This window comes from Halopelagius fulvigenes (genome assembly GCF_055398025.1).
Genome location: NZ_AP043844.1, coordinates 271309 through 284313, shown reverse-complemented (window position 1 = coordinate 284313; position 13005 = coordinate 271309). Strand labels below are relative to the sequence as shown.

Here is a 13005-nt window from a genome sequence, read left to right as displayed (position 1 = left end):
CGAGCAAAGTAAGTAAGCCTTCGATCGTCTTATTGTCGTTGCACCGGCGAGACCGCCCCGATACGCGGGAACCAGTAACTACACCAGTCGACGAACTTCTTGTTCGTGTCGGCGGGAGGGATGTCCCAATCCTGCCCGTTCCAGAAGCTCGGATGGATCTTTTCGATCAGCGGGAGCATCGGGAGATTCTGGTTGACGACCCAGGCGAGTTCCCGCGTGTACTCCTGCGCTTTGGCCCGGTCGCTCGTCGTACTGAGACGCCGAAGGGTCTCCCGGACGTTGACCGGGGACGCCTCTCCGTTCGGTTCCCCGACCGGCGGTGCCTTCGGTTTCTCTCCGTAGTTTAGGTTAGACATCACCGTGTTACTCGTTAGTATCCACGAGAGACTGAAGAACGGCTCCGTTTTCCCCGAGTTGTTCCAGAACCAGGGGACGACCTTGAAGTTCGATGTTCCCCAGTACTGTCCGAAGAACGTCGTGTTTTCGACGGCCCTGTTCTCTGTCTTGATGCCGAAGTCGGACAGCATCTGTGCGAGCGTCGTCGTGAAGCTGGTAACGTCGCTCCAGCCCGACGGTGAGGGAATCGAGAGGGTGAACTGCTCTCCGTTCGGCTTGTGCCACTGTTCGCCCTTCTTCGAGTACCCCTCCTTCTTTAGGAGGGCCGCCGCCTTCTCCGTACTCGTGTACGAGTCGTATACGTCGACGTCGCCACCCAGATTCTCCTTCCACGTGTCCGTGATGAAACTGCCGAGGCCGACCGGTTTCGCAACCGCGGTTTTCAAGGGGTCGGCGAGCTCCGCCATCCGCTGTTGGTCGACCACGTATGCGATCGCGCGCCGAACGTTCCGCTTGCCGAAGTCCTCGTCGTCGTGATTGAATCCGAGTCCGTACCCGTTGTAGGTGGGGACTTTGTACTGGCGTACGTAATCGGGGAACGTCTTCGCGATGCGGATCGGCGTGAAGCCGTCCACGATATCGATATTTCTCCCGTTTTTCATCGCGGCCCACTTCTGCTGGCTCGACGCGAAGTATTCGAGTTCGTAGACTGGGAACTGTATCTGATTCGCATCCGGATGGTCCTCGTACTTCGTTAGCGTCAGTACTTGTTGGTTCGCAGAGTCGTATTTGCACGGTCCACAGCCGAGCGGTTCGCTCGGCTGATAGTCCTGCAGGTCCCCCTGAACCGTCTTCTTCTCTTCTTCCGAAGAGGCATCACGGAACCGCTGAGCAAACTTGCCGTACTCGCTCGTGGGAGTGTTCATCCACTTCCCGGCGATCACGACTAAGATTGTCTTTTCTCCGTAGTCTCTCTTGAGCGTGTACTTTATGGTCGAGTCGTTGACCGCCTCGACAGCGTCGATGTAGTTCGTGATTTCGTACCCGAGTCCCTTGTCGATCGTAAACTTAGTGACGAAATCCTCCGCCGTAACGGGGTTCCCGTCGTGCCACGTCTGCCCCTCCCTGATACTCATCGTGAGCGTCTTTCCGTCCTTCCGCCAGTCTTGGAGAACGTACGGAATTAGCTCGCCCGTCTTCTGATTGTATCTGAGGAAGGGATCGAACACCATCTTTCCAGCCACCTCAGCGTAGTTACTCGGAGCGTACGGATTCCACTGCGTCTCGGCCGGGATGAACCGGGAGGGTACGGTCAGACTCCGCTCGTCCGAGGCGGTGGACCCACCCGAGGAGGTAGTAACGGAACCGTCGCCGCCGGTGAGGGTACCGATGTCTCCGCCACCTTCGGCCGAGGGTTCCGATGAACACCCCGCGAGCGTGACCGCACCCGCCGTGCCGCTCAATTTGAGGAAGCGCCGCCGAGCGAAGCCGCTTTCATCACTACTGGTATCACTGCTCATACAGTTCTGTAATTACATTATCATTATTTATAACTTTTCATGTATCAGACGAGAATACCGTGCGAGGGTAGCTGCAACCTCCCTTCTGAGGAACCCAAGGGAGTGAGTCGTATCCGTCACAGTTCTATTCTGTCGTAGAGAACGAATCTAGCGGACTTGCACTTCGAGTTTCACCTCGTAGGATCGTTGCATGACGCTACGCGGCCGAGATGTTTGCCGCTGCTGTTCTATATGTGAGAAAACTGTCTATTCTGTACCAGTCCAGAGTAGGTCTGGCACGCCCGTCACGCTCACCATTACACCGGTAGGTGTGTAATCGGAATTCACTACCCCATTCTGCTATCGAGAATCCCCTGAGGGCACATACGACGACGTAAACACCGAGAATTCGAAGTCGTCCTCTGTGGAACGTCCTCCTAGTGCTCGTTGAGTACGTTTCCGATACTGCGATTTCGGAGGATGGTCTAGCGCGTTCTTCTCTACGTTCCGCTGAAGCAGCAGAGTCACTCGGCGTACGAACTGAGCGTCGGAGTTTCTATCGAAGCGGAACTAAGCACGAGAAACGTCTTATAAAATAGTATGCAGTTCGAGAATCGTGTGACCGGACTGTAGAGATAGATTGCCGAACAGCCGACTTACTTCAATACCAACATAGGTCTCAAACGGACGGCCACGGGAACATGGTCTCAAAGTGGGCGGCGGTAGACGGCTTCAATACATTCGTCATCAGCAGTCGTGTTGATAGTAGTTCCATCCTGCTCAAATCCACGTCGTTCGTAGAAGGACCGAGCGCGTTCATTACCCGAGAGAACACAAAGTGCAACTCCAGAAAGATGAGACGGGAGGACATCAACAGCCTTGTGAAGGAGTTCCGTGCCGATTCCCTCATTCAAACTCTCAGGTCGGACATGGATGGCTTTCAGTTCAGCCTCGGACTCTTCAACAAAATCCTGAGTCTCCTTTGATTGCCATACGAGTTCTGCGAGTCCGACTACAGCCTCGTCACATACTGCCACCAACTGCGCTTTTTGTTCGTGCGAGATGATTTCCTTGATGAATTCGCAAAATTCATCAGGAATCTCGGACTCCCAGGTGAGGGCTTCTGGCGGAAGTAGACCCGTGAAAGCCTCTTGCCTACTTCGACGCATTACCTGATATATCTCATCTATATCGTCGGGCTGGGCACGTCGAACCACAGTATCCTGTCCCATAGGTTTCATGAAACTTTACACAAACAAGTAGTTTCCCCGCGTTTGTGAGTCGTTATTTAAGCGATTATTCTTGACGTGCCTCTCCAGGGTTTCGGAGGATGGAATTGATGCGTGACTTATTTCCACTTCGGGTGGGGCTGAATCAGACGATCAGTAGAGTTCTGCGATGGAGCGTCGAAAGAAGAGTGATGACTATCTGATCCTACTCAGAATCCTCGGTTCTTCCGGCTATCTCGAAAGAGGGATGAACCGTTTCCCACGTTCTTCTCGTGTGAGACGCCGTCTATGCTGTGACGCGCTACTGTATGGTCGTGGAATCAGCTGTCCTGCGTCGGTGGACTGCCTGCACGGTCACTGCGATGAGTCCGAGCCAAACGAGCCAACTCAATGCTGTATACGTCCAGAACGTCATCTCTGCGGTCGCGCTGATAGACGTCGTGAAGTTCGAGTAGACGTACACCAACACCGTATTGAGCAGCGAGTGACCGAGAACCGCAGGCCACACCGATGCTGAGAGATAGCGGACTCCGCTGAGGACGAACGCAGCCAGAAAGAGGTTCACCGATGTCGAGATAACGTCGCGAACGAGCAGGTCGCCCGACGCCGCATATCCGACGGTGAGCGGGATGTGCCAGAGCGACCAGAACGCACCGATTGCCGCACTCGAGCGCCAGTAGCCCCACGGGGCGAGCAGCGTTTGGATATAGCCACGCCATGCGAACTCCTCGCCGGCCGTGATGAGCATCGTGGCGACGACCAGTACGGGAACCGTTGGAAGCAACGTCCATGCGTCCGACGAGACGGAAACCGACTTCAGCCCGAGGAGAACAGCGAGCGCTTCAGTGAGGACAGGAAGCGCACTCAACCCTACTAGCAAGAGGAGACTGATTACGACGATCCGACGGACTGGCCGGATAGGTTTGACAGCAGCGATACCGAGAAACGAACCGTGTCGCCTTCGGAGCCGGTGGAGACCGAACAGGATGAGCGTCGGAGCCCACATCATCACGGGCGTGAGCGTCCCCAATACGGCACTGTTGACCACATCAAGAAGTGTGGGAAGGACGATAAGCGTCGTGAGCGCCAAGAGAATGACCGCGAACCACCCGAGCAGGCGCACGGTCTCGGCATCGATAGTTCCGACCCGTTGGTACGGTAGGTCGTGGTGAGGAACGTCTAGGGGGCTGCCGGTCGACCCTCGGTCAGGAGACCCGGTTTTAGGCATTATCGAAAGATATGCAACAGGTGTGATAGTTTTTTGGGCGCTAGATATACATAGTGTAATGGAGGAAAAACGGGCTCGACTCGGTGACAGACACAGGGGAGCTACTTCTCGTTCATTCAGTTGCCATGTTAGCCTGCCTATCTCTGACTAAGTCCTAAATATGCAAAATCGCAATGAACGCCCATCCGTTGCGACGAGGGTCGAGCCATCATACGCCCAATAGACTGTAAAAAGAAAGGTACCAGCTGTCAGTAGGAGGTGAGTTCGTCGGCTGGCATACATCGTGAATGTAGCTACGATGACTTGTAGTAAGTGATTTGCTCGATAGCTGCACGCGCAGCCCTACTGATCAGCTAATGCACTCCTGACAACGCTGTAAGTAAGCCCTGTATCAAACCAATTTCCCTGAGGGTGAGAAGGAAGGGTGAGAATCGCTCGGTTCAAACTAAATCCTGCTACAAACGGCCCGAAAAACCCGATATTCGCTCGGTTTACTCTTGAGCCCGCCGTGTAGCCAGTCGGTTTTTACTTTTGAGTGCGACGAGGAGGGAGACCATAGCAAGAACGAACACCAGATCCCCCGTAATAGACATACAAACTGATGATCTCCTATACGCCTCGAATGACCGATACGTTTGCTATCTCGCTTGAGCTGAAAGAACGCCTACAAAGCGGAACCAGTCTTTACGACGCATTTGAAGCGCTTGACCACCCATTTTCGTTTCCAGAGGATCAATATCCGGAGTGGCACTCCACATCATATCCATTTCGCGGTATGGTCAAACTGTTCTACTACCGGGAAACCACTGGAGAGAGTTACCGATCGCTAACGCGCCAACAAGAACTTGCAGTCTTGTTCGGCCTCAAGAAAATCCCAGACGAATCAGTACTCTCTCGAACTTGGCATAACCGATTCGACGACGCGGGTCGTTCCTTCGTGACCAATGGAGCACACGATCTCGTCTGGAGAGTCGAAAATGGGGATTTCTACGCTCCTGAAGTCCGCCCGCTAGAAGAGATCGAGACGCCACTCGACGAGGCTGACGACAAACCTGAGAGTCAACCCACGTTTACTAACGCCCAGATCTCTCGGACAACGCATCTCGCACGCGATCACGCCTTTGGGTCGTTCAACTCTGGTCGAGCTCAGAACGCGACATACGAGGATACTCGCTTTCTCGAACTTCAGACGTTCATTGGGATGGCTGGTTGCGGAACACCGCAGGGTGCGAGACGGTTTCAGATCCGCCGAGGTGCGGAGTACGGGCCACACGGCGATACGCACCTTCGGACAGTCAAAAAATTCGATCCTGAGGGTCTGATCGCTGGATTTCAACAGGCGACAGAGCGGCTTTTGTCGGTGATACAGTCAGAAGTCACGTTCCGTCGTCCTGTTACCGTTGCGATCGATATCACGACACTGCGATACTATGGTGACGTCGAGGGAATGACAATGGTTAGCGGGACGAAAGACGATGACGGACGGGGATTCAAATTTGCGACACTCTCAATCGTCGGATGGAACATTCCCATCATATTAGCGGTTGAGCCCGTCCGCGAGAGCTCAGCATGGGATGAGAACCCGCCGAATCGGATTCATCGTGTGGTCCGACGACTCGTTCGACGAGCACAAGAGCTCGTTCCAATTGAGACGGTTCTCTGTGACGCTGAATTCGACGCAAAGTTGGTCTACCAAACGCTGTCAAACCTCAACGTGAACTACCTAATCCCCAAGCGGTCGTTCAACGCAGAGCGAGCAGCGATCAAGCGGATGAGCGAGGATGGGCAAGACGTCGCGGTCGAATCAACGACGGTTCACACTGATCAGGGATCGCACGCGATGCAGTTCTTGTACGTCCCCTCGACGAAAGGAGACGGAACAGCCGTCTTCACAACGAATCTCAGGGTCGGGCCAGCCGAGGCCGAGGCATACTGTCAGCGATACAGCCGCCGATGGCAAATCGAAAACGAGTACAAGTCGATCAAGTACGACTTCTTAGCGAAAACCTCCTCGAAAGACTACCGCGTTCGGTTGTTTTACTTCGTGTTCGCAGCGCTACTGCACAATATCTGGCGGCTTACCGACTTTCTCCTGAAAGCACAAGTTGACGGTGATCTAGACTACGCGCCCGTACTGACAGCTGGTGAGTGTGTGGAATGGGTTTCTTCTGCACTGATTCCAGCAGACTAAGCATCTCCCAACTCGGTTCGCCCTTCGTAAGTGGAAACACTATCTCGAGGCAGGAGTTTCAGACGTAAATCCAACACTTACAGAGTTCAATTCGGTAATCGACCGGAGAGTTCGATCAGAATAGATTATTCTGACTATATCTCATTGAATAAAATCGAAAACTGGCCATCCTCCGAAACAGTGGCCTCTCTTCAGTTATGGGCGTTCGTATCGCGAAGTACAGTTTATCGAAGGGTGAAATATCTCCTTTTACTGGATTCGATGAAGTGGGAACTTCGGGTCGTACTCCACCGTCGAGGGGCAGTTCCGGCCGAGCGTCACCCGTAACGATGCATCGCTGTGAGCGTCGCCGCCCTACTCGAACGCCGGGATGACCTCCTCTCCGAACAGCCGAATCTGGTCTTCGACCAAGTCCTTCGGCATTCCGGAGTGGTGGAACCGAAGCGTCAACTGGTTCAGCGGGAACCGCTCTCGCATCGACTCTATCTGCTCGATTATCTGTTCCGGCGTGCCGTAGATGAACCGGTCGTCGGCGAGTTCCTCGAAGTCCTCGACGGAGTCGGCGGTCATCAGGGGGTGAGAGAACTCGCCGCCGTACTCGTCGATGTACGTCCGGTGGAGGTACTCCTTCCGTTTCATCACCTCTTCTTCCGTCTCGGCGATGACGGCCTCCCGCATCAGGGGGTGGTCCATCGACTCCCAGTCCTGGTCGGAGTTCTTGACGTGTTCGCGTTGGAGTCGCTTGCGGTCCTCGACCGTGGCGAGGTCGGCGACGACGCCCGGCACCCACGCGTCGCTGAACTTCACCGACCGAGCTATCTGTTTGTCTCCCCACCCGCCGATCCACAACGGCGGCCGCGGCGACTGGACCGTCTGCGGGAGCGGTTGCCAGTCTTCGACCTCGAAGAACGGACACTCGAACGATATCGGCTCGTCGGACGAGAGGAACTCGTCGATGAACTGGATGCCCTCTATCATCCGACCGGCGCGTTCGTCCATCGGCACGTCGAACGCGTCGAACTCCTTCTCGACGTAGCCGAGACCGACGCCGAGCGTCAACCGCCCGTCGGAGATGTTGTCCAACATCGCCGCCCGCTGTGCCACGTGCAGCGGATGGTACAGCGGGAGGATGAGCACGGACGTGACCAGCTCCAACGTCTCCGTCCCGGTCGCGATGCTCGTGAGTCGCGTCAGCGGGGACGGCCAGTAGTTCTCGCCCTCCGTCGCCTGATGGTCGTTCACCCAGCAGGTCTCGAAGCCGACCTGTTCTGCCACTTGACACTGTTCGACGACGCCTTCCCAGGTGTCGCCGCCCTCAACGGGAAAGATTCCGAACTTCATCGCTCGTTCGAACGTGTGCGGAGATAGTATTTAAATGTTCGCGACGGTTGGGCCGCCGTCGCGTCGCCGACGCCCACTCGACGTACTTCGACTGTCGGACGAACGACTACCGCTCGCGGGTCGGTTCGGCGGGCGATACCTCTCCCCAGTTCACCGTCGCTCCCTCGTTCGGGGCGGCCCAGTCCACGGCGTTCCGGACGACGCGACGAACCTCGTCCTGGTAGAATATCGGATACTCCTCGTGGCCGGGGCGGAATGCGAAGATCCGACCGCGCCCGCGGCGGTAACAGACGCCCGAGCGGAACACCTCGCCGCCCTCGAACCACGAGATGAACACGGTTCGGTCCGGTTCCGGGATGTCGAACGGTTCGCCGTACATCTCGGTCGATGGAATCTCGAAGCTCTCCCCGAGGCCGTCGGCGATGGGGTGACCGGGGTCCGCGACCCACACCCGTTCGGTCTCCCCGCCGTGGCGGTACTTGATCCGGCAGGACGTCCCCATCAGTCGCTTGAACGGCTTGGAGTTCTTTCCAGAGTGAAGCGGAACGAACCCCATGCCGTCGTGGACGGCCTCCACGACTCGTTCGGCCACGTCGTCGCGCACCTCGTCGTTCGCGCAGTGGGACCACCAGACGAGGACGTCCGTCCGGTCGAGGACGGACTCGGTGAGGCCGTGTTCCGTCTCCTGTAGGGTCGCCGTCCGAACTTCGTAGTCCTCTCCGTCGAATATCTCGGCTATCGCTCCGTGGATACCGTCCGGGTAGCGTTCCGCGACGTCCGGTTCCTCTCGTTCGTGGACGTTCTCGTTCCACACGGTGACTCGAACCGTCATACCGGAACCTCTCCGTGCGGATGCATAAGGATTGGTGGAAGCGAGCGCTCGTTTCCGGCAGACGAGGACGACGGTGAAGCACCCCGATTCGTTCCCCCTAGCGGAACACCCCGTTACGATTCTACTCCTGTAATGCGGCCCTCCGTCGGACCGCCGCTCGCCCCGAAACGGCCTCTGCGGGGAGTCCGTCCGCGAATTACGGCCCGGTGGTACGGGAGAGAGGCGACGAGCGCCCGTCTGAGGGCGTTCCCCCACGGGGAACGAAAAGGCCGATCCCGGGTGATTTGCGGGGACCGCTCACCCGGTGCGGGCCTGGAACTGAAGGGGCGTACTCACCGCTGTTCGGTGCGTTGAACGGCATCGCCCGTGCGATTCGTTCCCGTTGCGAGAACATGTTTAAGTGGGGGGAGACGCACACCTATGGTATGACAAGCCAAGACATTGGCGAACAGCCGCGGACGATTCGCTCCGTGAAGATCGCCCTGAACATCGTCGACATCCTCCAACGGCGGGACGACGCCGGGGTGACGGAGCTGGCGAACGAGCTGGGTCACTCGAAGAGTACCGTCCACAGCCACCTCCGGACGCTCGAGGAACGCGAGATGATCGTCCGCGAGGGCGACGGGTACCGACTGAGCCTCCGGATTCTCGACATGGCGACCCACGTCCGCGACCAGATAGGGAACTACGACGTCATCGAGAACGAAGTCGAATCCCTGGCCGCGGAGACCGGGGAGATAGCGCAGTTCGGAATCGAGGAGTTCGGTCGCGTCTCGTACCTCTGCAAGGCGACGGGGAACCGGTCCGTCGAAACCGCCTCCCGCGTCGGCACTCAGCAGCCCATACACTCCACCTCGCTCGGGAAGTCCGTACTGGCGTACCTCCCGGAGGAGGAACGCGACGCCATCGTCGAGGGCGTCGACTTCGTTCGGATGACGCCCCACACGATCACGTCGCGGGCGGACTTCCTTGAAGAGTTAGAGGCGGTCAGAGAGCGCGGATACGCCCTCGACGACGAGGAGAACATCGAAGGGCTGCGCTGCGTGGCCGCGCCGGTCAGAGACGGGAACGAAGTTCTCGGCGCGATAAGCATCTCCGGCCCGTCGAGTCGGTTCACGAAAGACCGGCTCCACGGGGAACTCTCCGACCACGTTCAGCGCGCCGCCAACGTCATCGAACTGAACACGAAGTTCTCCTAGCGGATTCGACCGCGACGCGAGAATGATTTAATAGGCCGGTGTTCGCATACCTCGTGCATGGAGATATCCGACGTGAGAGGGTACGCCCTCTCCTCACCGATAGACCCGGCGCAGGACCGTCCGTTCTGCGGCGGGACCCGGCGATTGCACAAACGCGACGTCGTCCTCGTCGTCGTCGAGACGAAAGACGGGGTGCGGGGCGTCTCCACCGCCGGCGCGAGTAGTTCCGCGATGCGCGAGTACTTCGAGGGCGACTCGCAGGGCACGTTCGCCGACGTCGTCAACGGGGACGTCGCCGACGCACTCGAAGGTGAGCGCATCGACCGAATCGCGGACGCGCACGACCGAATCGCCGACGCCGGACTCCCCGGGCGTCTCCGGACGGAGGCCGTCTCGGCGATAGACGTCGCCCTCTACGACATCCGCGGGCGGGAACTCGGAGCGCCGGTGTACGAACTGCTCGCCGACGAGTACGGGAGCGACCCGACGACGGAGATTCCCCTGTACGCCAGCGCCGGGATGTACATGGAACCGGAGGGGTACGTCGAGCAGGCGGCGACCATCGAGGACCTCGGGTTCGTGGGCTACAAGTACCGTCCCGGTATCGGCCCCGACGGCGACCGGCGGACGGTCGAGTTACTCGCCGAAACGCTCGACGAGGCCGAGGTCATGCTCGACGTCCACACGTGGTGGAAGATACGCGACGCCTACGACGAGGACACCGTTCGCGAACTGGTCGAACACGCCGCAGAGTGCGGCGCGTACTGGATAGAGGAGCCGGTCGCGCCCGACGATTACGACGGGTACAGGTCGCTCGCGGAGACGGGCGCACCGCTCGCGGGCGGCGAGAGCGAGGAGTCGGCCGCGGGACTCGTCGAACTCGGACGCACGGGTGCGGTCGAGTATCTCCAAGGCGACGTGCGCCACCACGAGGGCTACACGGGGTGTCGAGAGGCCGTCGAGTTCTGTCGCGGGCGAGACGTGGAGTTCGTCCCCCACAACTTCGGGACGTGGCTCGGCCTCGCGGCGAACGCCCACCTCGTCGCCGCCGCGCCCGAGGTGGGACTCCTCGAATACCCGGTGTTCGAGAACGACCCCGCGCTCGACTCCGAGAGCGACCCCGGGATGTACCAGTTCGACCTGGCGTTCGACATCATCGAGGGGGAACCGGCGGTCGAGAACGGCGTATTGACCCTCTCGGACGACCCCGGACTCGGCGTCGAGGTGGACTTAGACATAGTCGAGCGGTACCCGTTCGTCGAGGGTCCGTGGACGGAGTTCCACTACGACGACTGAGAGTGGCCGACTGCGGCGCACCTGCACCGCCCTCGCACCGCGAACCGATTCGGAGCCGACGCCGGGTCGCCGCCGCGAACGGTCTCCGCTCTCGACCCAAGTTATAACTCGCCTCACTCTGAGTGAGAGGACATGGAAGTGACCGACGCAGAGACGATACCCGTCTCCTCGACGCTCCCCGAGGGCGAGGGGATGGGCGACGCGCGGGGGTTCGGACGGACGCGCGAGACGACGCTCCTCCGCATCGAAACCGACGACGGGACGGTCGGGTGGGGCGAGGCGTTCGCGCCCGGTCGCATCGTCGAGGCGACGTTCGACGAACTGTTCCGCGAGGACGTCGTCGGGATGGACCCCTTCGAGGTGGAGTCGCTGGCCGAACGCTCGTACACGGACCCGTACCACTTCGGCGGCGACGTGTTCGTCCAGAGCGTCCTGAGCGCGGTGGACGTGGCGTGTTGGGACGTCATCGGGAAGACGGTCGGCCGACCCGTCCACCGACTCCTCGGCGGCGAGACGCGCCGCACCCTGACGCCGTACGCGTCCACGATGTACTTCACGGAGCGGGACCGCCCCATCGCGGAACCGATAGAGCGAGCGGTCGACGAGGGGTTCGAGGCCGCGAAGATAAAAATCGGTGCGGGCGTCGAGAGCGACGTCGAACGGGTCCGAACGGCGCGCGAGATACTCGGCGACGACGCCGCGCTCATGGTCGATATCAACGGGAACTACCGGCCCGAGCAGGCCGTGAAGACGGCGAAGGCGATAGCGGAGTACGACATCACGTGGATCGAGGAGCCCGTCCCGCCGGAGAACGAGACGGGGTACCGGGACGTGAAGCGCCGAATCGACACGCCGATCGCCGCGGGGGAGGCACACTACGGGCGCTTCGAGTTCAAACGCCTCGTCGACGACCGGACCGTGGACATCGTGCAGCCGAATCTGGGGCGCTGCGGCGGACTCTCCGAGGCGCGGCGGATAGCGGACATGGCGACGACGGAGAACGTCGCCGTCCGTCCCCACATCTGGAACAGCGCGGTCGGGATGGCCGCCGCCGTCCAGTTCGCGGCCAGCGTCTCGACGTACCCCCACACGCGAAACGTCCCGGAACCGATGATGGTCGAGTTCGACCGCAGCGACAACCCCCTGCGGAGCGACCTGCTCGAAACCCCGTTCGACCCCTCCGGCGGCGTCCTCGACGTCCCGCAGGGGCCGGGCCTCGGCATCGAGATAGACCGCGACGCCCTCGAACGCTACCGAACCGACGCGTAGGGCGACCGGGGGACTATCTTTAACTGTCTCGCCGCGGTGACTGTGAGTATGCAACGCGGACTCGTGGTCGTAGACGATAGTAGTGCACACGGAACGCTCCTGAGAGAGGCGGCCGAGTGGGCGAGGGCGAACGGCGGAGAGTTGGTCTTGCTCTCCTATCTCACGCCGGAGGAGGTCGAAGAGAACCTCGACGCGGTCGAATCGATAGAGCGCATGGAGGGAGAGAAGTACAGCCAACCGAGCGCGCTGGACGCCGCGCGGAAGTTCGGTCGCGACTTCGTCGCCGAGACCGGCGGCGAGGGGGCCGTCGAGTACGAAATCAGCGCCGCGGTGATCGAGGAGGACGAACTCGGGGAGACGATACTCGAAACGGCGAGCGAGACGGACTGCGACCACGTGTTCATCGTCGGGCGGAAGCGCTCCCCGACCGGGAAAGCGCTGTTCGGCGACGTCACCCAACGCGTCATCCTCAACTTCGACGGGTTGGTGACGACGCTGATGGAGTGAGGCCGAAACGCAAGACGCCGGGTAAACTGGAGGCGACGCGGGAGGCGCGCCGTCGAGACTACGCGGGCGGACGAGGCG

The 13005-nt window shown here is 59.5% G+C and carries 10 protein-coding genes; 5 read left to right on the top strand and 5 right to left on the bottom strand.

What is annotated here, in order from left to right; all coding sequences use genetic code 11:
• Positions 1-29 precede the first annotated feature (29 nt).
• From ACZ522_RS02765 to ACZ522_RS02755, 3 genes are all read right to left on the bottom strand, one after another.
• Positions 30-1856, bottom strand: coding sequence for an ABC transporter substrate-binding protein (locus ACZ522_RS02765; RefSeq protein WP_379695072.1), 1827 nt, complete (start codon positions 1854-1856; stop codon positions 30-32).
• A 686-nt stretch (positions 1857-2542) separates the two neighbouring features.
• Positions 2543-3067 (bottom strand): GNAT family N-acetyltransferase, encoded by a 525-nt coding sequence (locus ACZ522_RS02760; protein ID WP_379695074.1) that lies wholly within the window; start codon positions 3065-3067, stop codon positions 2543-2545.
• Between the two features lie 298 nt (positions 3068-3365).
• Complete coding sequence (locus ACZ522_RS02755; protein WP_379695076.1) at positions 3366-4292, bottom strand: CPBP family intramembrane glutamic endopeptidase; 927 nt, start codon at positions 4290-4292, stop codon at positions 3366-3368.
• 601 nt (positions 4293-4893) lie between these two features.
• On the opposite strand from ACZ522_RS02755, the gene ACZ522_RS02750 reads away from it, so the two are divergent.
• Positions 4894-6483 carry a transposase gene (locus ACZ522_RS02750; RefSeq protein WP_379695078.1) on the top strand — a complete coding sequence of 530 codons (1590 nt, stop codon included), beginning with the start codon at positions 4894-4896 and terminating at the stop codon, positions 6481-6483.
• Positions 6484-6837: 354 nt separating this feature from the next.
• On the opposite strand, the gene ACZ522_RS02745 is transcribed toward ACZ522_RS02750, so the two are convergent.
• Complete coding sequence (locus tag ACZ522_RS02745) at positions 6838-7824, bottom strand: LLM class flavin-dependent oxidoreductase (RefSeq protein ID WP_379695080.1); 987 nt, start codon at positions 7822-7824, stop codon at positions 6838-6840.
• A gap of 106 nt (positions 7825-7930) precedes the next feature.
• Complete coding sequence (locus ACZ522_RS02740) at positions 7931-8656, bottom strand: ThuA domain-containing protein (protein ID WP_379695082.1); 726 nt, start codon at positions 8654-8656, stop codon at positions 7931-7933.
• A gap of 425 nt (positions 8657-9081) precedes the next feature.
• Between ACZ522_RS02740 and ACZ522_RS02735 the strand changes: the two genes are divergently transcribed.
• The 4 genes from ACZ522_RS02735 to ACZ522_RS02720 all read left to right on the top strand — a co-directional run bounded on the left by ACZ522_RS02735 (position 9082) and on the right by ACZ522_RS02720 (position 12927).
• Positions 9082-9855 (top strand): IclR family transcriptional regulator, encoded by a 774-nt coding sequence (locus tag ACZ522_RS02735; protein WP_379695084.1) that lies wholly within the window; start codon positions 9082-9084, stop codon positions 9853-9855.
• A 57-nt stretch (positions 9856-9912) separates the two neighbouring features.
• On the top strand, positions 9913-11151 hold the full coding sequence (locus tag ACZ522_RS02730) for a mandelate racemase/muconate lactonizing enzyme family protein (protein WP_379695086.1): 1239 nt from the start codon (positions 9913-9915) through the stop codon (positions 11149-11151).
• Positions 11152-11283: 132 nt separating this feature from the next.
• Positions 11284-12420 (top strand): mandelate racemase/muconate lactonizing enzyme family protein, encoded by a 1137-nt coding sequence (locus tag ACZ522_RS02725; protein WP_379695088.1) that lies wholly within the window; start codon positions 11284-11286, stop codon positions 12418-12420.
• A gap of 48 nt (positions 12421-12468) precedes the next feature.
• Positions 12469-12927, top strand: a complete 459-nt coding sequence (locus ACZ522_RS02720; RefSeq protein WP_379695090.1) for a universal stress protein — start codon at positions 12469-12471, stop codon at positions 12925-12927.
• The last annotated feature ends 78 nt before the right edge of the window (positions 12928-13005 follow it).